Raw genomic sequence first — 25355 nt, forward strand, 5'->3', positions numbered from 1 at the left:
CTCATGCCGGAGACATCTCTTGTGCCAAGCCGAGGAACGCCGCCGGCAGACGCGCACCCTTGCGCTCTTTGAGGCAATACAGATACTCCGGAATCTGCGGCGCATTCTCGATGGTCAGCACGCGCAACTGCGGATCATGCGGCACTTCCTGGCGGGCGATGATGCTGATGCCGATATTGCGCAGCACCGCTTCGCGGATCGACTCGCGGCTGCCGATCTCCAGCAACGGCCCGAAACTGACCCCGGCGCTGGCCAGCAACTCTTCGGTCAACCGCCGCGTGGTCGAACCCGGCTCGCGCATCAACAACGTATGCCCGGCCAGCGCGTTCAGCGTCACATGTTCCTGCGCCGCCAACGGATGACTGCGATGCACCGCCAGCACCAGCGGATCGGTGCCGAGCACCCGGCGAATCAACCGTGCATCGTCGAGCAACTGCGACGATGCCGCGACATCCACGCGGTAATCCTCCAGCGCTTCGAGCACTTGCTGCGAATTGCCGATCTCCACCGACACTTCCACCTGCGGCAAACGCTCGCGGAAGGTCTTCACCAGATCGAGGATGTAATACGGCGCCGTCGCGGCAACGCGCAGCGTGCCCTGCACCTGGCCGCTGTTGCGCAGGAAAAACTCGATGTCCGCCTCTTGCTGCAACAGGGTCTTGACCATCGGCAGCAAGCGCGCGCCTTCGTCACTGACGCTTAAGCGGCGCCCGCCACGGTAGAACAGTTCCACCGAATACTGACTCTCCAGATTGCGGATCTGCGTGGTCACGGTCGGTTGGCTGAGGCCGAGTTTTTTCGCCGCCAGCGTGATGCTGCCCAGGCGGGCGACCATGTAAAACGCTTTCAGCTCGGCACTCAGCACAACCATCCCTCACGTTTATTTGCGCAGCAGGCGCAAACCGTTGAACACCACCAGCAGGCTCACGCCCATATCGGCAAACACCGCCATCCACATGGTGGCAAGCCCGGCAAAGGTTACCGCAAGAAAGATCGCCTTGATCACCAGCGCCAGTGCGATGTTCTGTTTCAGGATGCTCGCGGTATTGCGCGACAGGCTGATGAACGCAGGGATCTTGCGCAGATCGTCGTCCATCAGGGCGACATCGGCGGTTTCGATCGCGGTGTCGGTGCCGGCGGCGGCCATGGCGAACCCGATCTCGGCGCGGGCCAGTGCCGGCGCGTCGTTGATGCCATCGCCGACCATACCGACCCGGTGGCCCTGCTTGTACAGATCTTCAATGGCTTGCAGCTTGTCGGTCGGCAGCAAATCGCCGCGCGCCTCGTCGATGCCGACCTGGGCGGCAATCGCTTGCGCGGTGTGGACGTTGTCGCCGGTCAGCATCAGGGTTTTCACGCCGAGTTCATGCAACTGACGAATCGCTTCGCGGCTGGTTTCCTTGACCGTGTCGGCCACGGCGAACAGCGCCAGCGGGCCTGATTTGTCGAGCAGCAACACCACGGATTTGCCCTGTTTTTCCAGCGCGAACAGCTTTTCTTCCAGCTGCGGCGAGCACAGGCCCAAATCTTCAACCAGACGATGATTGCCCAGGTGATAGGTCTTGCCGTTGATATCACCTTTGACGCCCCGCCCGCCCAGCGCGGCGAAGTTATCCACAGTCAGCGCGGCGAAGTTTTTATCCACAGCGGCGTTGGCAATCGCCAGCGACACCGGGTGATCGGAGCGCCCGGCCAGCGCGGCGGCGATTGCCGGTGCGCTGGCATCGGCCGTCGGGTCGAGTGACAGGTAATCGGTCTGCACCGGTTTGCCGTGGGTGATCGTGCCGGTCTTGTCCAGCGCCAGATAATCAAGCTTGAAGCCGCCCTCCAGATACACGCCGCCCTTGACCAGAATGCCCTTGCGCGCGGCTGCCGCGAGGCCGCTGACGATGGTCACCGGGGTGGAAATCACCAGTGCGCACGGACAAGCCACCACCAGCAGCACCAGCGCGCGGTAGATCCAGTCGAACCACGCCGCGCCCATGAACAATGGCGGGATGATCGCCACGGCCAAGGCGAAGACGAAGACCGCCGGGGTGTAGATTTTCGAGAATTGGTCAACGAAACGCTGCGTCGGCGCCCGCGCGCCCTGGGCCTGTTCGACGGCGTGAATGATCCGCGCCAGGGTCGAATTGTTCGCCGCAGCGGTCACCGTATATTCCAGCGAACCGGCCTGATTGATGGTGCCAGCGAAGACCTTGTCACCGACGGTTTTTTCCACCGGCAGGCTTTCGCCGGTGATCGGCGCCTGGTCGATGGTCGAGCTGCCGCTGACCACCGCGCCGTCCAGCGCGATGCGCTCGCCGGGTTTCACCCGCACGCGGGCGCCCAGTTCGACGCTTTTCACCTCTTGTTCGCGCCAGTTGCCGTCGGCCTGCAAGACCGTGGCTTGCTCGGGGGTCATCTGCATCAAGCCGCTGATCGCATTGCGTGCACGATCCAGCGAGCGTGCCTCAATCAGCTCGGCGACGGTGAAGAGGAACATCACCATCGCCGCTTCCGGCCACTGGCCGATGAGGATCGCGCCGGTTACGGCGATGCTCATCAGCGCATTGATGTTGAGGTTGCGGTTCTTCAGGGCGATCCAGCCCTTTTTATAAGTGCCGAGGCCGCCGCTGAGGATCGACACCAGCGCAACGACTGCCACCACCCAGTCCGGCGCGGCGCTGGTGAAATGAATGACTTCGGCGCCCAGCGCGGTCAAGCCGGACAGCGCCAATGGCCACCAGTGTTTTTTTACCGCTGCCGGTGCCGGCGCGTCGACACCCGCCTCGAGCGGCTCGGCGTGCATGCCGAGGGACTTGATCGCCTCAGTAATCGGCTCGGTGCCCGGCAGATTGTGGGTCACGCCAAGCACGCGGTTGATCAGATTGAATTCCAGTTGCTGCACCCCGGCCAGTTTGCCGAGTTTGTTCTGGATCAGCGTCTGCTCGGTCGGGCAGTCCATTGCCTCGATGCGGAAGCTGCTCAGGCGCGCGTCGGCGCTGGTCTTTTCGCTCAGTTGCACCCGCGCAGGTGCGGCGGCTTTTGACGAGCAGCAGGAATCGCCGCCATGCGCATGTTTATGCACGGGCTGCAATTTATGACTGTGATCGTGACCGTCGCCGGGCTTCTGGGTGTGCAGGGAATCGCTCATTGGTCGCGTCCATGAAGGTGCCTGTTGCCAAGTAAAGACCCTGTAGCCACTATAGGGTCAAGCACCCTTTTGGAGATGGCGGTCATGAAGATCGGCGAACTGGCGAAACTCACCGACTGTGCGGTTGAAACCATCCGCTACTACGAGCGCGAAAACCTCCTGCCGGAACCGGCGCGCAGCGACGGCAACTACCGCGTCTACACCCAGGCCCACGCCGAGCGCCTGACCTTCATCCGCAACTGCCGCACCCTCGACATGACCCTCGAAGAAATCCGCAGCCTCCTCGCCCTGCGCGACAGCCCGCAGGATCAGTGCGAGAGCGTCAATGCGCTGATCGACGAACATATTCAGCATGTGAAGGCGCGGATTGATGGCTTGCTGGCCTTGCAGACACAACTGCTCGACCTGCGCCAACGCTGTGGCGAAGGGCCGGAGGCGGATCAATGCGGGATCTTGCAGCGGCTGGAGGTGAGTGGCGGGGTTGTCGCGACCGAAGTTGAGCATTCCCACGTCGGCCGTAGCCACGGCCACTAAGCACACCGCAAAAACAAATGTGGGAGCGAGCCTGCTCGCGAAAGCGGTGTATCAGTCGACACATCTGTGACTGACACGCCCTCTTCGCGAGCAGGCTCGCTCCCACAGGGATATTGCGGTGTGGTTTAGACCGCCATCGGCGCGGTCATCGGCGGGTGGTGCTCATAGCCTTCCAGCGAGAAATCACCCGGTTCCACCAGTTCCAGCCACTCCGGCTGATACATACCGGTCTTGGCAAACTCCGGCACGCGGTCGGAGATTTTCAGTTTCGGCATGGCAAACGGCTCGCGCTTGAGCTGTTCGTTGAGCATGTCCAGGTGGTTTTCGTAGACGTGCGCATCGCCGATGAAATAGGTGAACCAGCGCGGCGTGTAACCGGTCAGGCGACCGATCAGGCTCAGCAGTGCGGCGCCTTCGGTAAGGTTGAACGGCGTGCCCAGGCCCAGATCGTTGGAACGGATGTAGAGGGTCAGAGAAATCTCTTTGGTCTCGACATTCGGGTGGAACTGGTACAGCAGATGGCATGGCGGCAGGGCCATTTCATCGAGCTGGGCGACGTTCCAGCCGTGGAACAGAATGCGGCGGCTGCCCGGATCGTTGATGATCGTGTCGACGCACTGGCGCACCTGATCGATCGCCTTGTACAGCACGACGTAGGCCTGGCCGTCTTCTTCGCCCTGGGCGATCTGCTTGTAGCCGTTGCTCAGGGTTTGTTCGATGGCGGCGGTATTGCTCAGCGGGATCTGCTTGTACGCCGGCCACTTGCGCCATTGCACGCCGTAGATTTCACCGAGGTCGTCGTCGCCCTGACGGAACGGGTTGGCCAGCCACTGCGCGTTTTCGTTGGCGTTCTGGTCCCAGACCTTGCAGCCCAGCGCGCGGAATTCAGCGGCGTTGTTCACGCCACGCAGAAAGCCGCACATCTCGCCGATGGCCGATTTGAAGGCCATTTTGCGCGTGGTGATCGCCGGGAAGCCTTCCTGCAGATCGAAACGCAGCATCGCTCCCGGGAAACTGATGGTGTTGATACCGGTGCGGTTGGCCTGTTTGGTGCCGTTCTGAATGACGTGCGAGACCAGTTCGAGATATTGCTTCATGAGTTACCTGTGTCCTTGGAGCCCCGGCGTCGCGCGCCGGGGTTCGTAGTTTAAGCCGTCGGCGCGAGCGGCGCTGCCGGGGCGCGACGATAGGCCAGCCAGATCAGCAACAGCCCGCCGACAATCATCGGCACGCAGAGCACCTGGCCCATGGTCAGCCAGTTCCACGCCAAGTAGCCGAGCTGAGCATCCGGGACGCGGACGAACTCGACGATGAAACGGAAGATGCCGTAGAACAGCGCGAACATGCCGGAGACCGCCATGGTCGGACGCGGTTTGCGCGAGAAGATCCACAGGATCAGGAACAGCGCCACGCCTTCGAGGGCGAACTGATACAGCTGCGACGGGTGGCGCGGCAACTGCGCCGGATCGCTGAACGGCGGGAACACCATCGCCCACGGCACGTCGGTGGCCTTACCCCACAACTCGGCGTTGATGAAGTTGCCGATGCGCCCGGCGCCCAGGCCGATCGGCACCATCGGCGCGACGAAGTCCATCAGCTGGAAGAACGACTTGCCATTGCGCTTGCCGAACCACAAGGCCGCGAGCATCACGCCGATGAATCCGCCGTGGAACGACATGCCGCCCTTCCACACTTCGAAAATCAGCGTCGGGTTGGCCAGGTACGCGCTCAGATCATAGAACAGCACGTAACCCAGACGGCCGCCAACGATCACGCCCATCGATAGCCAGAACACCAGATCGGAGAGTTTCTCCTTGGTCCAGGTCGGGTCGAAGCGGTTGAGCCGGCGCGACGCCAACAGCCACGCGCCGCCGATGCCGATCAGGTACATCAGACCGTACCAGTGGATTTTCAGCGGACCGATGGCCAGGGCCACCGGGTCGATCTGCGGGTAAGGCAGCATTGCGACTCCTTGTTAGAGTTGAAAGCAAAATTCCCGGGTGACGCTGCCACCTCAGGATTAAGCCAGGATTGCCACGCGGTCAGAGCAGAAAGCTCAAACCCACGCAGAACAGCAAAGCGGCGAACAGCCTTTTCAGCAAGCGCGGCGACAACCTGTGCGCCAGACGCGCACCGAGCCGAGCGAAGACCATGCTGGTCAGGGCGATGCCCAACAATGCCGGCAGATAAACAAAACCGAGACTATGGGCCGGCAACAACGGATCGTGCCACCCCAGAATCATGAAACTTGCTGCACTGGCCAGAGCGATCGGGAGGCCACAGGCCGATGAGGTCGCCACGGCCTGCTGCATCGGCACGCTGCGCCAGGTCAGAAACGGCACGGTCAGCGAGCCGCCGCCAATACCGAAAATCGCCGAGGCCCAGCCAATCACCGTACCGGCAGCGGTCAGACCGAGTTTGCCCGGTACCGTTCGGCTGGCCTTGGGTTTGACGTCCAGCGCCAGTTGCACGGCGATCACCAGGGCAAATACGCCGATGATCTTTTGCAGGTTCGGCCCGGAGATGGCTTCGGCGGTCAGCGCACCGAAACCGGCGCCGAGCAGAATGCCCACGGTCATCCAGCGAAAAATCGCCCAGCGCACCGCGCCGCGACGGTGATGTTCACGCACGGCGTTGACCGAGGTGAATATGATCGTCGCCAGCGATGTGCCCACCGCCAGGTGCGTAAGAATCGACTGATCGAAGCCCTGCAAAGTGAAGCTGAACACCAGCACCGGGACGATGATGATCCCGCCGCCAACGCCAAACAGCCCGGCGAGCACGCCCGCACAGGCACCGAGCGCCAGGTAGAGCAGAAATTCCATGACCGTCTCCAGCACGCATCGGCAAAACAGGAGCGGCATGTTAACGGATGCGCAGCCTTCTGCTCCACTGGCGATGGATGCACGGACGCCGGATGCGTAGAGTGGGCAAAAAACACACAAGGACCACCTTATGTGCCTGATTGTTTTCGCCTGGCGCCCGGGCCATGCCCAGCCGCTGGTCGTCGCGGCCAACCGCGACGAGTTCTACGCCCGCCCCAGCCTGCCATTGGCACCTTGGCCAGAAGCGCCGCAGGTGCATGCCGGGCGCGACCTTGAAGCCGGCGGCACCTGGCTGGGGATAGGCAGCAACGGACGCTTCGCAGCGCTGACCAATATCCGCGATCCGCAACAGCCGCCCGCGACCAAATCCCGGGGCGAGCTGGTGGCGCGGTTTCTTGCGGGCGATCTGTCGATTGATGATTATTTGAGCGATGTGGTGGGTCGTGCCGCCGAATATGCCGGGTTCAATCTGCTGCTGGGCAATGCCCATGAGTTGTGGCACTTCAATGCGCGGGCGTCAGAGCCGGTGATGTTGCAGCCGGGGGTTTATGGGTTATCCAACGCGGGGCTGGATACGCCGTGGCCGAAACTGCTCAAGGCCAGGGCGGCGTTGAGCGCGGTGCTGGACGATCCGCAGCCTGAGCGCTTGCTGGCCTTGCTGAGCGATGCGCAGACCGCACCCGAGGCGGAGTTGCCGGATACCGGGGTGGGCATGGCAACGGAGTCGTTGCTGTCGAGCGTGTTTATTGCCAGCCAAAGTTACGGAACGCGGGCGAGTACAGCGTTGGTTGTGCAGGCGGACGGAACGCGGCGGATGGTGGAGCGCAGCTTTGGGCCGTATGGCGGGCATTTGGGCGAGGTGGAGATTGTGGTTTAGCGGTGCCTGAACTGGCGCCTTCGCGAGCAGGCTCGCTCCCACCTGGGTTTCGTGATCGATACGAATCCCTGTGGGAGCGAGCCTGCTCCGGGCGGCGTTCCGACGAAGAGGGCATCAGCCTTTTAGAGAGCCTTGGTCACCACCGGCGAATTCATCTTGGCCAACCCGAGATTCTTCAGCGCCAGTTGCAGCGAGCTGTGGATAACCTGCGGGTTATCGATCTTCATCAGTTCCGCCAGCATCTCCTGGGCCTTGCTCAGGTTCACCTGACGCAACATCCACTTCACCTTCGGCAGGTTGGTGGCGTTCATCGACAGGCTGTCGAAACCCATCGCCATCAACAGCACCGCCGCCGCCGGATCACCGGCCATCTCGCCGCAGATGCTCACCGGTTTGCCTTCGGCGTGGGCGTCAGTGACCACGGTTTGCAGGGCTTGCAGCACCGCCGGGTGCAGATAGTCGTAGAGGTCGGCGACGCGCGGGTTGTTGCGGTCTACCGCCAGCAGGTACTGGGTCAGGTCGTTGGAGCCGACCGAAAGGAAATCGACCATCCGCGCCAGTTCCTTGGTCTGGTACACCGCTGCCGGGATCTCGATCATCACGCCGATCGGCGGCATCGGCACGTCGGTGCCTTCGTCGCGCACTTCGCCCCAGGCACGGTGGATCAGGTGCAGGGCCTCTTCGAGTTCGTGAGTGCCGGAGATCATCGGCAGCAGAATCCGCAGGTTGTTCAGGCCTTCGCTGGCCTTGAGCATCGCGCGCGTCTGCACCAGGAAGATTTCCGGGTGGTCGAGGGTGACGCGGATACCGCGCCAGCCGAGGAACGGGTTGTCTTCCTTGATCGGGAAGTACGACAGCGATTTGTCACCGCCGATGTCGAGGCTGCGCATGGTCACCGGTTGCGGGTGGAACGCGGCGAGCTGTTCGCGGTAAATCGCCAGCTGTTCCTTCTCGCTCGGGAAGCGCTGGTTGATCATGAACGGCACTTCGGTGCGGTACAGGCCGACCCCTTCGGCGCCACGCTTCTGCGCCCGCGCCACATCGGCGAGCAGGCCGGTGTTGACCCACAGCGGCATGCGGTGACCATCGAGGGTCACGCACGGCAGGTCGCGCAGGGTGTCGAGGCCCAGCGCCAGTTGTTTCTCTTCTTCGACGACTTCGGCGAACTGCTTGCGCAGCACTTCGCTCGGGTTGGTGTAGACCTCGCCACGGGTGCCGTCGACGATCATTTCGATGCCGTCGACCTTGGCGTACGGCAGATCGACCAGGCCCATCACCGTCGGAATGCCCATGGCCCGGGCGAGAATCGCGACGTGAGAGTTACCCGAACCGAGCACCGAGACCAGACCGACCAGCGTGCCTTCCGGCACCTCGCCGAGCATCGCCGGCGTCAGCTCTTCGCTGACCAGAATGGTTTTTTCCGGGTAGACCAGATTCTGCTGGCGCTCTTCCTGCAGATAGGCGAGCAGACGGCGGCCAAGGTCTTTGACGTCCGAGGCGCGTTCGCGCAGGTAGGCGTCGTCCATCAGTTCGAAACGGTTGACGTGCTCAGTGACCACCTGACGCAGCGCGCCCTGAGCCCACTGCCCCGTCTTGATCACGGTGGTGATTTCGCTGCCCAGCGAGGCATCGTCGAGCATCATCAGGTAGACGTCGAACAACGCGCGCTCTTCCGGGCGCAGTTGGGTCGCGAGTTTGGCGGACAAGGCGCGCATGTCGGCGCGCACGCCTTCGATGGCAGTCTTGAACAGCGCCAGCTCAGCGTCGATGTCGGTGATGGTCTTGTCCGGCACCACGTCCAGGTCCGCCGGCGGCAGCATCACCACGGCGGTACCGACGGCAGCACCCGGCGAACCCGGTACGCCGACGAACTTGGCTTCCTGAATGCCCTTGCCCTGCCGGCCCAGACCACGGATCGAACCGGTGGCCTCGGCGTGGGCGATTACACCAGCAAGCTGCGCGCTCATAGTCACGAGGAAGGCTTCTTCACCTTCGTCGAACTGGCGGCGTTCTTTCTGCTGGATGACCAACACGCCGACGACGCGGCGGTGGTGAATGATCGGTGCACCGAGGAACGAGGCGTAACGCTCTTCACCGGTTTCGGCGAAGTAGCGATAACGCGGGTGAACCGAAGCGTTTTCCAGGTTCAGGGGTTCTTCACGCGTGCCGACCAGACCGACCAGACCCTCGTTGGGGGCCATGCTGACCTTGCCGATCGAGCGCTTGTTCAAGCCCTCGGTGGCCATCAGGACGAAGCGATTGGTTTCCGGATCAAGCAGGTAGACCGAGCAGACCTGGCTGCCCATGGCCTCTTTGACGCGCAACACAATAATCCCCAACGCCGCCTTGAGATCCTTGGCGGAGTTAACTTCCTGGACGATCTTGCGCAGCGTATTGAGCATGGCTCGGGGTCGAACTCCGTCGTCAGTCGCGCGCTAAAAGGCGCGGGGCAAGCTCTTTGAGAGCGCGTCGATACACCTCGCGCTTGAATGTCACCACCTGGCCCAACGGATACCAATAGCTGACCCAGCGCCAGCCATCGAACTCCGGTTTACCGGTCAGATCCATCCGCACCCGCTGCTCGTTGGAGATCAGGCGCAGGAGGAACCATTTCTGTTTCTGGCCGATGCACAGCGGTTGGCTGTGGGTACGCACCAGGCGTTGCGGCAAACGATAGCGCAACCAGCCTCGGGTACAGGCCAGTATTTCAACATCTTCACGTTCCAGGCCAACTTCTTCGTTCAGCTCGCGGTACAAGGCGTCTTCCGGCGTCTCCTCGGGGTTGATCCCCCCTTGCGGAAACTGCCAGGCGTCCTGATTGATACGGCGAGCCCATAGCACCTGGCCGGCGTCATTCGTCAGAATGATCCCGACATTGGGGCGGAAACCATCGGGGTCGATCACGGCAACAACCTCGCAAACGCATGTCGCCGCATTGTTCCACAAAGCTTGATCAGGCGGCAACGAAGGTTCCTACCTTATGTGCACTCTTGTGAAAAGACCGTATTCTTGTCGCCTTTTTACTGACTTTTCAGCGGGTAACTGCAATGCGCCTGGCTTTATTCGATTTGGACAACACCCTTCTGGGCGGCGACAGCGATCACGCTTGGGGCGATTATCTGTGCGAGCGCGGCTTCCTCGACCCGATCGCCTACAAGGCGCGTAACGACGAGTTCTATCAGGATTACCTGGCCGGCAAGCTGGACAACGCCGCCTACCTGAACTTCTGCCTGGAAATTCTCGGCCGCACGGAAATGGCCGTGCTTGAGCAATGGCACAGCGATTACATGCGCGACTGCATCGAGCCGATCGTGCTGCCCAAGGCACTGGAGCTGCTGAAGAAGCACCGCGATGCCGGCGACAAACTGGTGATCATCACCGCCACCAACCGTTTCGTGACGGCACCGATCGCCGTGCGCCTGGGCGTGGAAACCCTGATTGCCACCGAATGCGAAATGATCGACGGCCGCTACAGCGGGCGCAGCACCGACATCCCGTGCTTCCGCGAAGGCAAGGTCACGCGCCTCAATCGCTGGCTGGAAGAGACCGGCTATTCGCTCGAGGACAGCTATTTCTATAGCGATTCGATGAATGATCTGCCGCTGCTGGAGCAGGTGGCGAATCCGGTGGCGGTGGACCCGGATCCGAATCTGCGGGCCGAGGCCGAGAAGCGTGGCTGGCCGGTGATTTCGTTGCGCGACTGATATCGCCTTCGCGAGCAGGCTCGCTCCCACATTGGACCTGTGTCATTCACAAATCCCCTGTGGGAGCGAGCCTGCTCGCGAATGGCCGCAACCGGGCCTCAAGCCTTAAACCGGCTTGGCCCCCATCAACGCCGCGATGGCGACAAATCCGACGCCGCTGACAATCGCCAGCGCCAGATTGAACTTGCGATTGCCCACCCCGCTTGTCCACAGCCGATCCAGCCGGACCAGCAGCCAGACCGCACTGAACGTGGCCACGGCGTAGATCACGCTGGAACCCAGAATCCAAAACTGGCCCAACGGCCAGCCAACCAGATGCACCAACCACCAGCCGGTGAAGGGCATGCTGAGCATGCCGATCAGCATCAGACACCAGATGAACAGCCAGGGACGGCGCATCGTACTGGCCGGCCCTTCACTGCGATTTCGCCAGGTCAGGGCGGCGAGCACCAGCCCGCTCGCGAGGATCACCACGGTCGCCGCGACGTGAAGGACTTTCAGGGTGGTCAGGGTTTCCATGTCGTTCTCATCCGTAGATCCATGCCCATCAGCGTAGCCGCTCAGCCAAGAAACAGCTGATAGGCCGGGTTATCGCTTTCATCCCAGTATGGATAGCCGATTTCCGCCAGCGCCGCCGGCACCAGATGACGCTCGTCATGCGGCACTTGCAAGCCGGCGACCACACGCCCGTCCGCCGCGCCGTGGTTGCGGTAGTGGAACATCGAGATGTTCCAGCGCCCGCCGAGCTTGTTGAGGAAGTTGAACAGCGCGCCCGGGCGCTCCGGGAATTCGAAGCGCAGCACCACTTCATCGACCACCTGCGCGGCGCGGCCACCGACCATGTGGCGAATGTGCAGCTTGGCCAGCTCGTTGTCGGTCAGGTCGAGCACCGGAAACCCCTGCTCGGTCAGGCTCGCCAGCAAGGCGCTGCGCGGATCGTTGTCCGGGTGGGTCTGCACGCCAACAAAGATGTGCGCTTCGCTGCCGGTGTTGTAGCGGTAATTGAATTCAGTGATCTGGCGCTTGCCGATGGCTTCGCAGAACGCCTTGAAGCTGCCGGCCTTTTCCGGAATGGTCACGGCGATGATCGCCTCGCGACCTTCGCCCAGTTCGGCGCGCTCGGCGACGTGGCGCAGGCGGTCAAAATTGACGTTGGCGCCGGAGTCGATGGCGACGAAAGTCTGCCCGCTGACGCCACGTTGCTCGACGTACTTCTTGATTCCGGCCACGCCCAGCGCGCCGGCAGGTTCGGTGATCGAGCGGGTATCGTCGTAGATATCCTTGATTGCTGCGCAGATCTCGTCGGTGCTGACGGTAATCACTTCGTCGACGTAATCCTTGCAGATCTCGAAGGTGTACTGGCCGATCTGCGCCACCGCCACGCCGTCGGCGAAAATGCCCACGGCCGGCAGAACCACGCGCTCGCCCGCTGCCATTGCCGCTTGCAGGCAGTTGGAGTCGTCCGGCTCGACGCCAATTACCTTGATGTCCGGACGCAGGTATTTCACGTAGGCCGCGATACCGGCGATCAGGCCGCCACCGCCGACCGGGACGAAAATCGCATCCAGCGGCTGCGGGTGCTGACGCAGGATTTCCATGGCCACGGTGCCCTGCCCGGCAATGGTGTGCGGATCGTCGTACGGGTGGATGTAGACGTAGCCTTTTTCATCGACCAGTTTCAGCGAATAGGCCAGCGCTTCCGGAAACGAGTCACCGTGCAGCACCACTTTGCCGCCGCGCGAACGCACGCCTTCGACTTTGATTTCCGGGGTGGTCTTGGGCATGACGATGGTGGCTTTGACGCCCAACACTTTCGCCGCCAGAGCCAGACCCTGCGCATGATTGCCCGCCGACGCGGTGACCACGCCACGAGCGCGCTCTTCGTCGCTCAATTGCGTCAGCTTGTTGTAGGCGCCGCGAATCTTGAACGAGAACACTGGCTGCAAGTCTTCGCGCTTGAGCCAGATGTCATTGCCCAGCCGCTCGGAGAGCTGGCGGGCGTTCTGCAGCGGGGTTTCTACGGCAACGTCATAAACGCGCGAGGTGAGGATCTTTTTGACGTACTGTTCGAGCATCGGAAAGCATCACTGGCGATTGGGCGGGACCAGCGAGTCTAACCCGCCTTTTGCCGAGGCGACCACACTAAACAGGTGGTTTTAAGGTCTGGAAACCCAATCTTGAGTGAGCACCGTTGTGGTGAGGGGATCTATCCCCGCTGGAGTGCGAAGCGCTCCCCTGCTTTTTTTCAGTCACACCGCGTTCCTGGGTTTTACGACGACTGCGTCGCCGAACGGGGATAAATCCCCTCGCCACAGCTTGTTTCCCCCTGTACCACCGCGAGGCCTATAATGCCGGCCTTTCTGCCCAACCCTTGCCCGCTTCCGGAGCCCGCATGACCCAGGATCAACTCAAACAGGCCGTGGCCCAGGCCGCCGTCGACTTCATCCTGCCGAAACTCGACGACAAGAGCATCGTCGGCGTCGGCACCGGCTCCACCGCCAATTGCTTCATCGACGCCCTGGCCCAGCACAAGGGCGCGTTCGATGGCGCGGTCGCCAGCTCCGAAGCCACCGCCGCGCGCCTCAAGGGCCATGGGATTCCGGTGTATGAGCTGAATACCGTCAGCGATCTGGAGTTCTACGTCGACGGCGCCGATGAGAGCGATGCGCACCTGAACCTGATCAAGGGCGGCGGCGCGGCCCTGACCCGCGAGAAGATTGTCGCCGCCGTGGCCAAGACTTTCATTTGCATCGCTGACGCCAGCAAACTGGTGCCGGTACTCGGCGAGTTCCCGCTGCCGGTGGAAGTCATCCCGATGGCCCGCAGCCACGTAGCCCGCCAACTGGTGAAACTGGGCGGCGACCCGGTGTACCGCGAAGGCGTGCTGACCGACAACGGCAACATCATCCTCGACGTGTTCAACCTGCAGATCACCAACCCGGTGGAGCTGGAAGCACAGATCAATGCCATCGTCGGCGTGGTCACCAACGGCCTGTTCGCCGCGCGTCCGGCGGATCTGTTGTTGCTGGGCACCAGTGAAGGCGTGAAAACCCTGAAGGCTGAGTAACAGACTGCCCACTTGCCATGGGCTGATAAGTAACCTGTGGGAGCGAGCCTGCTCGCGAAAGCGTCGGGTCAGTCAACATATTCAGAGACTGATCAACCGCCTTCGCGAGCAGGCTCGCTCCCACAGTGTTTTGTGATGTCAGTTAGTTTGGTGTGGGTTTTTTGAAGACGTAAAACAGATTCGGCTCGCTCACCAGGTACAACGTGCCGTCATCATCCATTGCAATTCCCTCCGCCTGCGGCACGGTTTTCTGCAAACCCTGGCGCCCGCCGCTGATCGACATGGTGCTCAACGGGCGCCCGTCGACATCCAGTTCGATGATCAAGCGCGACTCGTCCGACAGCGCCAGCAAGTGCCCGCTGCGCTCGTCGTACTGCAGACTCGAAAGATCACGCACAAACATTCCGGCATCGCGCTTGGGGTTGTTGATCACGTGCACCGCGTAGGTCTTGTCCGGTTTGAAATGCGGGAAGCCGTGGACTTCGTAGATCAGCATCGGGTCGCGTTCTTTCGCCACGAACAGCCGCTTGCCCACAGAATCATAAGCAAGCCCTTCGAAACCCTTGTTGCCGGACATGTGCACGCCAAGGGTCATTTGCTCGGCATCTTCGGCATCGAGAAAAGTGGTGTCGGCCTCGAGGTGGATCTTGATGAGGCGTTGCTGACGCTCGTCGGTGATCACGTAGGTGTCGGCACTGATGTACTCGACGGCTTCCGGATCGCCAAACCCCACCAGAGCGATGCGCCGCAAAATCTTGCCTTCCAGGGACAATTCGACCAGTTCGGAATTCTTGTTGGTCACGGTGAACAGGCTTTTACGCACCGGATCGTAGGTCAGCGCCGAGACGTCATCGTCGAGCCCCTCGATCGGCCGCGCCTCGATCGTCACCCGATACTGGTCGAGCCCGATCGCCTCGCTGCTCACCGGTTGCCACAGCGTGTGCAGGTTGAACCAGGCGCGCTCGAACAGACGCAGGTATTGGCCGATCGCGATCAACGCAATCAGGACAATCATCAACAGGACGAGAATCAGCGGTTTGGGGCGGGCAAGTCGACGCATTCAGGCAGGCTCGGATTCATGACAGGCCGATGAAATATCACGCCCGTCTGAATTGAAGCTTAATGGCCACTTGCCTCAGATCACAAGCCAAGCGCCGTAGGAGCTGCCGAAGGCTGCGATTTTTTGACTTTCATAAGCAAGATCAAAAGATCGCAGCCTGCGGCAGCTCCAGGGAAGGCATCACCGGTGTTTTTCGAATCGGTAGAACAGGTTCGGCTCGCTGACCATGTACAGCGTGCCGTCCGCATCCATGGTCATGCCTTCGGCGCGGGGGATGGTGTCTTTCAGACCGTTGAAATTCCCAAGCAACGTCATGAAGCTGACTTGCTTGCCATCCTCGTCGAGTTCAAGCAACAGGTGTGAATCCGCCGACAGCACCAGCAGATGGCCAGTGCGCGGATCGACAGCCAGCGCCGACAGGTTGCGCAGATCCAGCTGATCGCTGGCCAGCTTCTGCTTGTCGCCCTGCAGGGTCTGGCCGCCATCGCTTTTCCAGGTGAACAGCGCCGGTGGGCGTTCCTCCCCCAGAATCAATCGCTGATTGCGCGGATCCCACGTGATGGCCTCAAACGCCTTGTTCTGATCTTTCGACGGCCCGAGGTCGTATTTCGGGAAATCGGCGATGTTCAGCTCACGAGTCGCGGCGTCGATCTTGACGATCGACAAGGTATGCTCACGCTCATCGACAATGGCCAGCAAGCCGTTTTCCATGACCGTCAGGCCTTCCGGATTGCTCCAGCCTACCAGCGGCATCTTGCGCAACACGTCGCCCTCGAGCGTCAGCTCGACCAGGAAGGCATTCTTGCCCATCACCGCAAACAGGGTCTTGGTCTGCGGGTTATAGGCCAGATCCGAAGCTTCGTCCTTTTCCATACCCGGCAGCGGCTTGGCATCGATGACCACCTGATAATCCGGCAGCCACACACTCTCCTTTTGCTCGGCCTTGCTCTCGAAGCGCTCCAGCACCCACAGCACGCCGCGATCATCCCAATGCATGGCGAACGCCAGTCCATAGGCTGCGGCGATGACCAGCAACAGCCAGACATACCAGCGCAGGACGAAGCGCGAACGGGAGGGGGATTTCTGCTGAGTTCGAGATGCCATCGAGGGATGCGTTCCGTTAATTCAGGCCAAGGGTAATAGCACAAAGAGGCCGGCTGAGACGCCAGAATCGCGGGAATTATCCAGAGAGGATGTGAAAAAAACGGGAAATGGCGGGATTGGCGTGTGCATTTGCCAGCAGCACACTTGTGGCGAGGGGATTCATCCCCGTTGGCGCGCGAAGCGCGCCCCTCTTGATCTTGAAGAGGGGCCTGCTGCGCAGTCCAACGGGGATAAATCCCCTCACCACAAAGCTCACCCCCTGCAAGGGCTTCTGCGGTTAGCGCACGCTGCTGCTGAAGCTGCTCGCCCCCGGCAGTTCGAGGACGATTTCATCGCCGACATTCAGCGGGCCGACGCCCACTGGCGTGCCGGTGAGGATCACGTCGCCGGCCTGCAGCGAGAAGCAGCCGGCCATGTGCTGGATCATCGGCACGATCGGGTTGAGCATCGCGCTGCTGTTGCCGTCCTGGCGCACTTCGCCGTTGATGGTCAGGCGGATGCCGATGTCGGTCAGGTCAGCGAAGGTGCTGCCGACCACGAACGGCGCGATCACCGCCGCGCCGTCGAACGACTTGGCGATTTCCCACGGTAGGCCCTTGGATTTGAGCTCGGCCTGCTTGTCGCGCAGGGTCAGGTCCAGCGCCGGGGCGAAACCGGAGATCGCATCGAGGACTTCTTCGCGGCTTGGTTTGGTCGACAGCGGTTTGCCGATCAACACAGCGATTTCCGCTTCGTAGTGCACCGAACCGCGCTCGGTCGGAATGCTGAAACCGCCTTCCAGCGGCACCACGCAACTGCCCGGCTTGATGAACAGCAGCGGCTCGGTCGGCACCGGGTTATCCAGTTCCTTGGCGTGCTCGGCGTAATTGCGGCCAATGCACACGACTTTCCCGATCGGGAAGTGAATGCGCGTGCCGTCGACGTACTGGTGCTGATAGCTCATTTACCGACTCCTGCCTTTATTGATTCAACAGAGATTACCGATCAAACCGGGAAAATCTTGCCCGGGTTCATGATGCCGTTCGGGTCGAACACTGCCTTGACCGCTTTCATGTACTCGATCTCGGCCGGCGAGCGGCTGTAGGTCAGGTAATCACGCTTGGTCATACCGACGCCGTGCTCGGCCGAGATCGAGCCGTTGTATTTCTCGACGGTTTCGAACACCCACTTGTTGACGGTGGCGCACTTGGCGAAGAACTCGTCCTTGCTCAGATTTTCCGGCTTGAGGATGTTCAGGTGCAGATTGCCGTCGCCGATGTGGCCGAACCAGACGATTTCGAAATCCGGGTAGTGCTCGCCAACGATCGCGTCGATTTCGCGCAGGAACGCCGGCACTTTCGAGACGGTAACCGAAATGTCGTTCTTGTACGGCGTCCAGTGGGAGATGGTTTCGGAGATGTACTCGCGCAGCTTCCACAGATTGTGCAGCTGGGTTTCGCTCTGGCTCATCACGCCGTCGAGCACCCAGCCCTGTTCAACGCAGTGTTCGAAGGTTTCCAGCGCGCTGTTCGCCACTTCTTCGGTGGTCGCTTCGAATTCCAGCAGGGCGTAGAACGGGCACTCGGTGTCGAATGGCGCCGGCACGTCGCCACGGCCCATGACCTTGGCCAGGGCCTTGTCGGAGAAGAATTCGAACGCGGTCAGGTCGAGCTTGCCCTGGAAGGCATGCAGCACCGGCATGATCGAATCGAAATCGGCGGTACCGAGGACCATCGCCGTGAGGTTTTTCGGCGCGCGATCAAGGCGCATGGTCGCTTCGACGACGAAACCGAGGGTGCCTTCGGCGCCGATGAACAGCTGACGCAGGTCGTAACCGGTGGCGTTCTTGATCAGGTCCTTGTTCAGTTCCAGCACATCGCCCTTGCCGGTGACGACCTTCATGCCGGCCACCCAGTTGCGGGTCATGCCGTAGCGAATCACTTTGATCCCGCCGGCATTGGTGCCGATATTGCCGCCAATCTGGCTGGAACCTGCCGAGGCGAAATCGACCGGATAGTACAGGCCGTTTTCTTCGGCGACGTTCTGCAGATGCTCAGTGACCACGCCCGGTTGGCACACGGCAGTGCGGTCGGTGAGGTTGACGTCGAGAATCTGGTTCATGTAATCGAACGAAACCACCACTTCGCCATTGGCCGCCACCGCAGCGGCGGACAACCCGGTGCGCCCGCCGGATGGCACCAGCGCAACCTTGTGAGTGTTGGCCCAACGCACCACGGCCTGCACTTGCTCGATGGTCTTGGGAAACACGATGGCGCTCGGTGCCGGGGCAAAGTGTTTGGTCCAATCCTTGCCGTAAGTGTTCAGGGAGTCGGCGTCAGTGAGGACTTTGCCAGGCTCAACCAGGGTCTTCAGTTCATCAATCAGCGCAGGATTGGTCATCGACAGAACTCTCGAACAATTCATGGTCATCCTGAGAACGCTTCACGTCGCAGGAATGAGTGTTTAGCGGGGTGGCTATGCTAGCATACCGACCCCGCAGGACAGTGCCCAAGGCCAGATCCGCGGTGACGGCTTTGTTGCCGTGCGGGTCAGCTCCAGGCTGCTCCCTCCCTGCCATTTTTCTCCGGGATACAGGTTTACGCAGATGAGCAAGACTTCTCTCGATAAGAGCAAGATCAAGTTCCTTCTTCTCGAAGGCGTCCACCAATCGGCTGTCGACGTCCTCAAGGCGGCGGGCTACACCAGCATCGAATACCTGACTGGTTCCTTGCCGGAAGCCCAGCTCAAGGAAAAGATTGCTGACGCTCACTTCATCGGCATCCGCTCGCGCACGCAACTGACCGAAGAGATCTTCGATCACGCGAAGAAACTGGTCGCGGTCGGCTGTTTCTGCATCGGCACGAACCAGGTTGACCTCAGTGCGGCCCGCGAGCGCGGTATTGCCGTGTTCAACGCGCCGTACTCCAACACCCGTTCCGTAGCGGAACTGGTACTGGCCGAAGCGATCCTGCTGCTGCGCGGCATCCCTGAGAAAAATGCCTCCTGCCACCGTGGCGGCTGGATCAAGTCCGCTGCCAACTCGTTCGAGATCCGTGGCAAGAAACTGGGCATCGTCGGTTACGGCTCGATCGGCACGCAGCTGTCGGTGCTGGCTGAAGGTCTGGGCATGCAAGTGTTCTTCTATGACACCGTGACCAAGCTGCCGCTGGGCAACGCCACACAGGTCAACAACCTGCACGAGCTGCTGGGCATGTCCGACATCGTCACCCTGCACGTACCGGAAACCGCCGCCACTCAGTGGATGATCGGCGAGAAGGAAATCCGCGCCATCAAGAAGGGCGGCATCCTGATCAACGCTGCACGTGGCACCGTGGTCGAGCTCGACGCCCTGGCGGACGCGATCAAGGACAAGCACCTGATCGGCGCGGCCATCGACGTGTTCCCGGTGGAGCCCCGCTCCAACGACGAAGAGTTCGAAAGCCCGCTGCGTGGCCTCGACAACGTGATCCTGACCCCGCACATCGGCGGCTCGACCGCCGAAGCGCAAGCCAACATCGGTCTGGAAGTGGCGGAGAAACTGGTCAAGTACAGCGACAACGGTACTTCGGTGTCGTCGGTCAACTTCCCGGAAGTGGCCCTGCCGGCTCACCCTGGCAAGCACCGCCTGCTGCACATCCACGAGAACATCCCGGGTGTGATGAGCGAGATCAACAAGGTCTTCGCCGAAAACGGCATCAACATCTCCGGTCAGTTCCTACAGACCAACGAGAAGGTCGGTTACGTGGTGATCGACGTCGATGCCGAATACTCGGAGCTGGCGCAAGAGAAGCTGCAACACGTCAACGGTACTATCCGTAGTCGGGTGCTTTTCTAAAAGCCTACAAGCGGCAAGTGAAAGCGCTTTGCCTTTACTTGCCGCTTGCAGCTAGCCACTTGAAGCTGAATAAAAAAGGGAGCCCCGAAAGGCTCCCTTTTTTTATTTCACGTTGACCGTGATTTTTTCCGAAACGATCGATGGGTCGAACGGCATGTGGCCGCTGTCGCCGAGGATCAGTTGCAAGGTGTGCTTGCCCGGGGCCAGTTTGATCGTGGCTTCGGTCTGCGCCTTGCCGAAATGCATGTGGTGAGCGTCAGTCGGAATCGGCGCGCCTTCGGCCGGCAGGTCGTCGACGTCGATCAGCAGGTGATGGTGGCCGGTGTTCTTGGTGGTGTCACCCGCCGGGGCCAGCGCGATGTTCTTGACGCCGAACTTGACCTTGAATTCCTGCGAGACGGTGGCGCCGTCCTCGGGAGAAACGATGAACACTTCAGCATCCTTCGGCGCCGGTGTCGCCGCACTGGCCAGCACCGAAACACCCATCAGCACACCGGCCAACGCTGCACGAGACATAAAGCTTTTCATTTTCTTCTCCAGTTTTTCCGTAAAATCCGCACGGTCATGACAACTTCATGACCATTCGTTGTCGAAGGCACTCGACAACCATAGCAAAGCGAGCCTGAATCAGAGCGTCGCGATAATGATTTCAAAGGAGTGACCATGCGCTTGCTGCCTGGCCTGATCTGCCTGCTACCCCTTCTGAGCCCGCTGGCTCACGCCGAACTGATTGATGACGTCAACGACCGTGGCGAGCTGCGCATAGCCCTTGAGGCTAATACACCGCCCTTCAATTACAAGGAAGGCGACACCCTCACGGGGTTCGAGGTCGAGCTTGGGCAACTTCTGGCCCAGGAGCTGGATGTACGCGCCGACTTCATCGTCACCGACGAGGGCGACCTGCTCCAGGGCGTTGAAAGCGGCAAATACGATGTCGCGCTCAACCACATAGCACTGACACCCGAACTCAAGGATCGTTTCGACTTCAGCGAGCCGTACGGCGAGGTCGACGGGCAGTTGCTGGCAAAGAAGGACGAGACGCCGCGGCCGCTGGTGCTGGTGCAGGCGTTGACCGAAGCGAAGCCGAAAGCGGCAGCGCCGGTCGAGTTGGCGATCCCGTTTCAGAAGGGTAATCCGGCATTTCAGGCCAGCCTCAAGAGCGCGCTGGAACGGATCAAGGCGGATGGGCGGTTGGCGGCGCTGTCCGAGAAGTGGTTGAAACCGTAAGAGCCCCTCACCCTAACCCTCTCCCGGAGGGAGAGGGAACTGATCCGGGGATGCTTTAGAGGTACGCCGACTTGGGATTGCTATAACGAATCCGAAATCGACTGATCATGGCTTTGTCGAATCTCTGGTCGCCAAGGTCTTTCAGGTCGATGGACAGCGCCAGACACCTCGGTCGGCCCCCTCTCCCCCCGGGAGAGGGCTGGGGTGAGGGCAACGATGGCGGATCAGTCCAAAGCCGCCAGAGTCACCGCCGCCTCAACCAGCTCAAGTTCACTGAAAACCCGAACCCCATGACGCTTGAGCAACGCCGCCGTCACCCCTTCGCCACTGACTTTGACCCCACTGAACGTGCCGTCATACGTCAACAGATTCCCGCAAGAGGGGCTGTTGGCCTTGAGCACCGCCACCCGAATGCCGTGCTTTTGCACCAGTTCCAGCGCTTGCCGCGCCCCCTCGAGAAATTGCGCACTGACATCCTCGCCATCGGTAGTGATCACAGCAGCAGTGCCATCCAGCACCTCACCGCCCTGCCCGCCAGGAATCTCCGCCGCCGCCCGCGGCGTCGGCAATCCACCGGCCACCTCCGGACACAACGGCACTATCCGCCCTTCTTCGATCCACTGCTCAAGCAGATCAAACGGCCCGCTCGCGCCACCGTCATAACGCACGCGATGGCCCAGCAGGCAGCGGCTGACCAGGATCTTTTCCATGTTCAGAACGGCTCGTTGCCACGGCGGCGGAACCAGCCGGTCAGCGACAGCCGTTCGCGCTGGGCCGGCAATACTTCGTGAGGCACTTCGCCGGAGAGAAACACCACCAGGCAGCCGCCGGTAGGCTGCACGTCGTGCACGCGCTCATCGCCCAGGTACATGCGCAACTGTCCGCCGTCCTCCGGCAGCCAGGCGTCGTTGAGGTAGATCACCGCCGACACCATGCGCCGGTCATCATCGCGAAAACGGTCGAGGTGCTTGAGGTAGAACGCGCCGGGCGGGTACAGGGCGAAATGGCATTCGAAATCCTCAAGTCCCAGAAACAAGCCGCGATTGAGCGCCTCGCGCAGACTGTCCATCAGGCTCAGGTAGCGGTCAGTGGCGTCGGCCTGACCCGGGTCGATCCACTGGATGTGATCGCCGCGAATACCCTCGCGAATCTCGGAAAACGGCCCGCGTCCGACCGCCGCCGGCGCCAGCTCACCCTCGGCTTCACGTTTACGGCACTCGGCCGCCAGCGCCCGGGTCAGATCGGCGGGCAGGAAGATGTTCTGCTGCGACCAGCCGTGTTCGGCCAGGTCGTCGACAATGCGTAACAGCAGCGGGTGTTCAGAGGATATCGGCATGGCGCGCATAGTATGCCGACGGCAACAAATCCGACAGAGCCACGCAGCGCCTTGCTACGAATTCTCGACAAGTACCGGCACCGCACGGACAATAGTCCGCTGCTGACAGGAGTCCCTATGCGCCGTTTGCTTTTTTCACTGTTGATGTTCTGCGTATTGCCCACCTGGGCGGACGGCCACGATCAGTTGTACAAGGTCGCCGGCTGGCCAGAACAACGCGCGCATTTCAACGATGCCCTGAGCGCCGCCCAGCAGCGCTATCAGAACAGCCTGCCGCCTGCGGTATTTCAGGCGCTGGTCAACAACAGCAATCAGCGCTTCGCCGCGCAGGCCATGGATCAGCGTGCCGAAGCGCAACTGCGGCAGAAACTCGCCGACCCGAAACCGGCGCTGACCTTCTTCCAGTCGCCACTGGGCAAGAAAATCGTCGCCGCCGAATTGCTCGCAACCCGTCGCGATCAACTGGCAAAAAACGCCCAGGGCCTGCCGAAGATGCAGGCCAGCGACAGTCGCTTGCTGATCATCGGCCATCTCGCCCAGGCCCTGCCGGCCCGTGAGGCTGGCGCCGAGGTCAGTCTGGCGATTGCCGGCGTAGCGGCGGACAGCTTGAGTTCGATGATCCCGGGATTGCTCGGCGGCGGACAGGCACAGGGCATGTTGAACGGTCAGCGCCAGCGGCTGATGGATCAGATCGGCGCCGATCTGAACAACACGCTGCTCTATGTCTATCGCGACTTGTCGGATGAAGAGCTGGAAGAGTTTGCGACATTTGCCGAGTCGACCGAGGGCAAGGCTTACTACCAGGCGGCACTGGCGGCGATTCGGGCGGGGTTGGCGGTCGGCCAGTGATGTTCGTTACCTGAAAGATCGCATTCGCGAGCAGGCTCGCTCCCACAGTTGTAACGCATTCCCCTGTGGGAGCGAGCCTGCTCGCGAAGAGGCCCTCCCAGGCACTAGAGATTCCGGCCCCTGATCCGCTTGCTCAAGAATTCGAAATACTCCTCACGCATCTCCGCCGTTTCATTGGCCAGGTGATGCCGTGCCTCGGCCAACAGCAGAATCTGCGGCCGGTCGAACTTCCATTTCAACACCTGCAGATTGTGCTGCCAGTCGACAGTCATGTCCGCCTGCCCCTGAATGATCAGCGGCCGTCGCGGACTTTTTTTCGCGTGCTCGACGCGGATGATCCAGCGCGACAGCGCGCCCACCCATTTCGTCGGCAGACGTCTTGGCTGCAACGGATCGGCCAGCAGAAACGGCAGAAAATCCGGATCGTTGGAGTTCTCGCTGAAGCGTCGCGCCACACCGCGTACAAACGGCCGCAGCAGGTTATAACTCAGCTGCGACCAGCCCCACGCCCTTGGTCGCACCAACGGCGCCAGCAGAATCACCTGCCCCTGCGCCGGGCTGTTCTCGCCATGATTGAGCAGATGATCGACGACAATCGCGCCACCGGTGCTTTGCCCGCACAAATGCCAAGGCTGCGGCAGCGCGATCGAGTTCGCTTCAGCGAACAGCGCCTGCAACACGTCCTGGTATTCAGAGAAATCACGAATGCTTGCCCGTGGCCCGCTCGACAGACCATGGCCCGGCAAGTCGCAGGCGATCACGGCGAAATCCTGATCCAGCGCCCACTCGATCACATGCCGGTACAGGCCGATGTGATCGTAGTAACCGTGGAGCAGAAACAGCGTCGCCTTGACCTTCTCCGGCCACCAGCAATGGCTGACCAGCTCGTAGCCATCGACTTCGAAACGACCCATGCCGCGCCAGACATCGCGCTCGGCGAAGTCGGTCTTGTAGAAGCGCTGATAAGCCTTCGCCTCATCCGATAACGGCTGCCACTCGGCCAATGGCTTGAGGCTCGCGCGTAAATGATCGGGGTCGAAAGTATCAGGCATGCGGACATTCCAGAGCGGGAAACGGACTTTATCGGCCTGCGATATTCATCTCTAGAGGCAGACATGGCAAGCTAGCCGGCCTTTCGAGGATCGAAAACCATGCGTTCGCCCTACCGCACCGCACTGTTCGCCAGCCTGCTCGCGCTGATCTGCGCCGGGGTGCTATGGGCGGCGTATGACTGGTTTCAGGGCCGCTATCTGCGCGCGTTCAGCGAACATACGGCGGTATTTTCCGGTGACCCGCTGCGCCTGCCGGACAACCTCGCCGGGCCGGGAAATATCCGCCTCGTGCACTTCTGGGACCCGGCCTGTCCGTGCAATGTCGGCAATCAACAGCACCTGAGCGAGATGGTCGAACAGTTCGGCGCGCGTGGAGTGGAGTTCTTCGCCGTGCAAAAGCCCGGCAGCCACGGCCAGTTGCCCGCCACCCTCGCCAGCCTGAAAACCATCATCGTCCTGCCCGGCGCCGAACAGATCCCCGCCAGCCCTGCCGTGGCGATCTGGGATCGCAGCGGCAAACTCGCCTACTTCGGCCCGTACAGCGAAGGCTTGACCTGCAACTCCAGCAACAGCTTTATCGAACCGATCCTGCATGCCCTGACGGAAGATCGCCCGGTCAATGCTACTCACACCTTGGCGGTGGGTTGTTATTGCCCATGGCCGGCGGACGCGAAGTAAGGCATTCCGGACTTTTCAAGGACAGCGCTGCACCACACAGATGCTCTGTGCTAAATGTTTGCAGCCCGACGGGCGGCCTTCCCGCCTGCACA

25 protein-coding genes are annotated in these 25355 nt (G+C 61.3%); 8 read left to right on the top strand and 17 right to left on the bottom strand.

The genetic code is table 11. The annotated features are described in order from the left end of the window. Nucleotide 1: 1 nt before the first annotated feature. Entirely contained in the window at nt 2–865 is an 864-nt protein-coding gene (locus tag AC0Z5Z_RS01285) for a LysR family transcriptional regulator (protein WP_485610694.1), read from the bottom strand. A gap of 15 nt (nt 866–880) precedes the next feature. Continuing rightward, nucleotides 881–3136 carry a heavy metal translocating P-type ATPase gene (locus tag AC0Z5Z_RS01290; protein WP_485610615.1) on the bottom strand — a complete coding sequence of 752 codons (2256 nt, stop codon included), beginning with the start codon at nt 3134–3136 and terminating at the stop codon, nt 881–883. A gap of 84 nt (nt 3137–3220) precedes the next feature. On the opposite strand from AC0Z5Z_RS01290, the gene cadR reads away from it, so the two are divergent. Next, the gene (gene cadR / locus AC0Z5Z_RS01295) at nt 3221–3670 is read left to right on the top strand and encodes a Cd(II)/Pb(II)-responsive transcriptional regulator (protein WP_016772685.1); all 450 of its coding nucleotides are present in this window, start codon (nt 3221–3223) and stop codon (nt 3668–3670) included. 125 nt (nt 3671–3795) lie between these two features. Here the strand turns inward: cadR and AC0Z5Z_RS01300 are convergent, their stop codons facing one another. The 3 genes from AC0Z5Z_RS01300 to AC0Z5Z_RS01310 form a co-directional block, all read right to left on the bottom strand. Then, nucleotides 3796–4767 carry a thymidylate synthase gene (locus tag AC0Z5Z_RS01300; protein ID WP_485610616.1) on the bottom strand — a complete coding sequence of 324 codons (972 nt, stop codon included), beginning with the start codon at nt 4765–4767 and terminating at the stop codon, nt 3796–3798. A 50-nt stretch (nt 4768–4817) separates the two neighbouring features. After that, a complete protein-coding gene (lgt, locus tag AC0Z5Z_RS01305; RefSeq protein ID WP_016772683.1) occupies nt 4818–5633 on the bottom strand; it encodes a prolipoprotein diacylglyceryl transferase in 816 nt (271 codons plus the stop codon). 79 nt (nt 5634–5712) lie between these two features. After that, nucleotides 5713–6495, bottom strand: coding sequence for a sulfite exporter TauE/SafE family protein (locus tag AC0Z5Z_RS01310; RefSeq protein ID WP_016772682.1), 783 nt, complete (start codon nt 6493–6495; stop codon nt 5713–5715). A 130-nt stretch (nt 6496–6625) separates the two neighbouring features. Here AC0Z5Z_RS01310 and AC0Z5Z_RS01315 point away from each other — a divergent pair, with 130 nt between their 5' ends. Then, nucleotides 6626–7372 carry an NRDE family protein gene (locus tag AC0Z5Z_RS01315; RefSeq protein WP_485610617.1) on the top strand — a complete coding sequence of 249 codons (747 nt, stop codon included), beginning with the start codon at nt 6626–6628 and terminating at the stop codon, nt 7370–7372. Nucleotides 7373–7494: 122 nt separating this feature from the next. Here AC0Z5Z_RS01315 and ptsP read toward each other — a convergent pair whose 3' ends face one another. Both ptsP and AC0Z5Z_RS01325 read right to left on the bottom strand, forming a co-directional pair. Beyond that, entirely contained in the window at nt 7495–9774 is a 2280-nt protein-coding gene (gene ptsP, locus AC0Z5Z_RS01320) for a phosphoenolpyruvate--protein phosphotransferase (protein WP_041476855.1), read from the bottom strand. A 22-nt stretch (nt 9775–9796) separates the two neighbouring features. Then, entirely contained in the window at nt 9797–10276 is a 480-nt protein-coding gene (locus tag AC0Z5Z_RS01325) for an RNA pyrophosphohydrolase (protein WP_003229203.1), read from the bottom strand. 143 nt (nt 10277–10419) lie between these two features. Here AC0Z5Z_RS01325 and AC0Z5Z_RS01330 point away from each other — a divergent pair, with 143 nt between their 5' ends. Further along, nucleotides 10420–11076, top strand: a complete 657-nt coding sequence (locus AC0Z5Z_RS01330; RefSeq protein WP_041476856.1) for a histidinol-phosphatase — start codon at nt 10420–10422, stop codon at nt 11074–11076. 105 nt (nt 11077–11181) lie between these two features. Here AC0Z5Z_RS01330 and AC0Z5Z_RS01335 read toward each other — a convergent pair whose 3' ends face one another. Next, nucleotides 11182–11595, bottom strand: coding sequence for a DUF2269 family protein (locus AC0Z5Z_RS01335; protein ID WP_252886951.1), 414 nt, complete (start codon nt 11593–11595; stop codon nt 11182–11184). 41 nt (nt 11596–11636) lie between these two features. Next, the gene (gene ilvA, locus AC0Z5Z_RS01340) at nt 11637–13151 is read right to left on the bottom strand and encodes a threonine ammonia-lyase, biosynthetic (RefSeq protein ID WP_150637035.1); all 1515 of its coding nucleotides are present in this window, start codon (nt 13149–13151) and stop codon (nt 11637–11639) included. Between the two features lie 317 nt (nt 13152–13468). Between ilvA and rpiA the strand changes: the two genes are divergently transcribed. Next, nucleotides 13469–14143, top strand: a complete 675-nt coding sequence (gene rpiA, locus AC0Z5Z_RS01345; protein ID WP_007913886.1) for a ribose-5-phosphate isomerase RpiA — start codon at nt 13469–13471, stop codon at nt 14141–14143. Nucleotides 14144–14285: 142 nt separating this feature from the next. Here the strand turns inward: rpiA and AC0Z5Z_RS01350 are convergent, their stop codons facing one another. The 4 genes from AC0Z5Z_RS01350 to AC0Z5Z_RS01365 form a co-directional block, all read right to left on the bottom strand. Beyond that, entirely contained in the window at nt 14286–15203 is a 918-nt protein-coding gene (locus tag AC0Z5Z_RS01350) for an SdiA-regulated domain-containing protein (protein WP_056786260.1), read from the bottom strand. Nucleotides 15204–15383: 180 nt separating this feature from the next. Next, nucleotides 15384–16307, bottom strand: a complete 924-nt coding sequence (locus AC0Z5Z_RS01355) for an SdiA-regulated domain-containing protein (protein WP_252877073.1) — start codon at nt 16305–16307, stop codon at nt 15384–15386. Between the two features lie 277 nt (nt 16308–16584). Next, a complete protein-coding gene (locus AC0Z5Z_RS01360) occupies nt 16585–17250 on the bottom strand; it encodes a fumarylacetoacetate hydrolase family protein (RefSeq protein ID WP_252877074.1) in 666 nt (221 codons plus the stop codon). A gap of 41 nt (nt 17251–17291) precedes the next feature. Then, on the bottom strand, nt 17292–18686 hold the full coding sequence (locus AC0Z5Z_RS01365; protein ID WP_024014706.1) for an FAD-binding oxidoreductase: 1395 nt from the start codon (nt 18684–18686) through the stop codon (nt 17292–17294). 205 nt (nt 18687–18891) lie between these two features. On the opposite strand from AC0Z5Z_RS01365, the gene serA reads away from it, so the two are divergent. Next, entirely contained in the window at nt 18892–20121 is a 1230-nt protein-coding gene (serA, locus tag AC0Z5Z_RS01370; RefSeq protein WP_024014707.1) for a phosphoglycerate dehydrogenase, read from the top strand. 102 nt (nt 20122–20223) lie between these two features. Here serA and AC0Z5Z_RS01375 read toward each other — a convergent pair whose 3' ends face one another. Further along, complete coding sequence (locus AC0Z5Z_RS01375) at nt 20224–20649, bottom strand: DUF4399 domain-containing protein (protein ID WP_039757489.1); 426 nt, start codon at nt 20647–20649, stop codon at nt 20224–20226. 135 nt (nt 20650–20784) lie between these two features. Between AC0Z5Z_RS01375 and AC0Z5Z_RS01380 the strand changes: the two genes are divergently transcribed. Next, on the top strand, nt 20785–21348 hold the full coding sequence (locus AC0Z5Z_RS01380) for a transporter substrate-binding domain-containing protein (protein WP_095181303.1): 564 nt from the start codon (nt 20785–20787) through the stop codon (nt 21346–21348). Nucleotides 21349–21572: 224 nt separating this feature from the next. Here AC0Z5Z_RS01380 and AC0Z5Z_RS01385 read toward each other — a convergent pair whose 3' ends face one another. Together AC0Z5Z_RS01385 and AC0Z5Z_RS01390 are read right to left on the bottom strand one after the other, a co-directional pair. Further along, the gene (locus tag AC0Z5Z_RS01385) at nt 21573–22058 is read right to left on the bottom strand and encodes a 2-thiouracil desulfurase family protein (RefSeq protein ID WP_485610618.1); all 486 of its coding nucleotides are present in this window, start codon (nt 22056–22058) and stop codon (nt 21573–21575) included. Nucleotides 22059–22060: 2 nt separating this feature from the next. Beyond that, on the bottom strand, nt 22061–22693 hold the full coding sequence (locus tag AC0Z5Z_RS01390) for a 2OG-Fe(II) oxygenase (RefSeq protein ID WP_252868443.1): 633 nt from the start codon (nt 22691–22693) through the stop codon (nt 22061–22063). 108 nt (nt 22694–22801) lie between these two features. Between AC0Z5Z_RS01390 and AC0Z5Z_RS01395 the strand changes: the two genes are divergently transcribed. After that, on the top strand, nt 22802–23533 hold the full coding sequence (locus AC0Z5Z_RS01395) for a DUF2059 domain-containing protein (RefSeq protein ID WP_263216117.1): 732 nt from the start codon (nt 22802–22804) through the stop codon (nt 23531–23533). Nucleotides 23534–23637: 104 nt separating this feature from the next. Here the strand turns inward: AC0Z5Z_RS01395 and bipL are convergent, their stop codons facing one another. Further along, nucleotides 23638–24585, bottom strand: a complete 948-nt coding sequence (gene bipL / locus AC0Z5Z_RS01400) for a phospholipase BipL (RefSeq protein WP_485610619.1) — start codon at nt 24583–24585, stop codon at nt 23638–23640. Nucleotides 24586–24684: 99 nt separating this feature from the next. Here bipL and AC0Z5Z_RS01405 point away from each other — a divergent pair, with 99 nt between their 5' ends. Then, nucleotides 24685–25263 carry a DUF6436 domain-containing protein gene (locus AC0Z5Z_RS01405; protein WP_056786241.1) on the top strand — a complete coding sequence of 193 codons (579 nt, stop codon included), beginning with the start codon at nt 24685–24687 and terminating at the stop codon, nt 25261–25263. The last annotated feature ends 92 nt before the right edge of the window (nt 25264–25355 follow it).

The sequence above is a fragment of the Pseudomonas sp. 1L-E-NC-VB-C3 genome, assembly GCF_057291535.1.

Excerpts from the sequence above, each read along its gene's own strand:
- AC0Z5Z_RS01290 (WP_485610615.1), bottom strand. The coding sequence starts at position 3,136 with ATGAGCGATTCCCTGCACACCCAGAAGCCCGGCGACGGTCACGATCAC.
- cadR (WP_016772685.1), top strand. The coding sequence starts at position 3,221 with ATGAAGATCGGCGAACTGGCGAAACTCACCGACTGTGCGGTTGAAACC.
- AC0Z5Z_RS01300 (WP_485610616.1), bottom strand. The coding sequence starts at position 4,767 with ATGAAGCAATATCTCGAACTGGTCTCGCACGTCATTCAGAACGGCACC.
- lgt (WP_016772683.1), bottom strand. The coding sequence starts at position 5,633 with ATGCTGCCTTACCCGCAGATCGACCCGGTGGCCCTGGCCATCGGTCCG.
- AC0Z5Z_RS01310 (WP_016772682.1), bottom strand. The coding sequence starts at position 6,495 with ATGGAATTTCTGCTCTACCTGGCGCTCGGTGCCTGTGCGGGCGTGCTC.
- AC0Z5Z_RS01315 (WP_485610617.1), top strand. The coding sequence starts at position 6,626 with ATGTGCCTGATTGTTTTCGCCTGGCGCCCGGGCCATGCCCAGCCGCTG.
- ptsP (WP_041476855.1), bottom strand. The coding sequence starts at position 9,774 with ATGCTCAATACGCTGCGCAAGATCGTCCAGGAAGTTAACTCCGCCAAG.
- AC0Z5Z_RS01330 (WP_041476856.1), top strand. The coding sequence starts at position 10,420 with ATGCGCCTGGCTTTATTCGATTTGGACAACACCCTTCTGGGCGGCGAC.
- AC0Z5Z_RS01335 (WP_252886951.1), bottom strand. The coding sequence starts at position 11,595 with ATGGAAACCCTGACCACCCTGAAAGTCCTTCACGTCGCGGCGACCGTG.
- ilvA (WP_150637035.1), bottom strand. The coding sequence starts at position 13,151 with ATGCTCGAACAGTACGTCAAAAAGATCCTCACCTCGCGCGTTTATGAC.
- rpiA (WP_007913886.1), top strand. The coding sequence starts at position 13,469 with ATGACCCAGGATCAACTCAAACAGGCCGTGGCCCAGGCCGCCGTCGAC.
- AC0Z5Z_RS01350 (WP_056786260.1), bottom strand. The coding sequence starts at position 15,203 with ATGCGTCGACTTGCCCGCCCCAAACCGCTGATTCTCGTCCTGTTGATG.
- AC0Z5Z_RS01355 (WP_252877073.1), bottom strand. The coding sequence starts at position 16,307 with ATGGCATCTCGAACTCAGCAGAAATCCCCCTCCCGTTCGCGCTTCGTC.
- AC0Z5Z_RS01360 (WP_252877074.1), bottom strand. The coding sequence starts at position 17,250 with ATGAGCTATCAGCACCAGTACGTCGACGGCACGCGCATTCACTTCCCG.
- AC0Z5Z_RS01365 (WP_024014706.1), bottom strand. The coding sequence starts at position 18,686 with ATGACCAATCCTGCGCTGATTGATGAACTGAAGACCCTGGTTGAGCCT.
- serA (WP_024014707.1), top strand. The coding sequence starts at position 18,892 with ATGAGCAAGACTTCTCTCGATAAGAGCAAGATCAAGTTCCTTCTTCTC.
- AC0Z5Z_RS01375 (WP_039757489.1), bottom strand. The coding sequence starts at position 20,649 with ATGAAAAGCTTTATGTCTCGTGCAGCGTTGGCCGGTGTGCTGATGGGT.
- AC0Z5Z_RS01380 (WP_095181303.1), top strand. The coding sequence starts at position 20,785 with ATGCGCTTGCTGCCTGGCCTGATCTGCCTGCTACCCCTTCTGAGCCCG.
- AC0Z5Z_RS01385 (WP_485610618.1), bottom strand. The coding sequence starts at position 22,058 with ATGGAAAAGATCCTGGTCAGCCGCTGCCTGCTGGGCCATCGCGTGCGT.
- AC0Z5Z_RS01390 (WP_252868443.1), bottom strand. The coding sequence starts at position 22,693 with ATGCGCGCCATGCCGATATCCTCTGAACACCCGCTGCTGTTACGCATT.
- AC0Z5Z_RS01395 (WP_263216117.1), top strand. The coding sequence starts at position 22,802 with ATGCGCCGTTTGCTTTTTTCACTGTTGATGTTCTGCGTATTGCCCACC.
- bipL (WP_485610619.1), bottom strand. The coding sequence starts at position 24,585 with ATGCCTGATACTTTCGACCCCGATCATTTACGCGCGAGCCTCAAGCCA.
- AC0Z5Z_RS01405 (WP_056786241.1), top strand. The coding sequence starts at position 24,685 with ATGCGTTCGCCCTACCGCACCGCACTGTTCGCCAGCCTGCTCGCGCTG.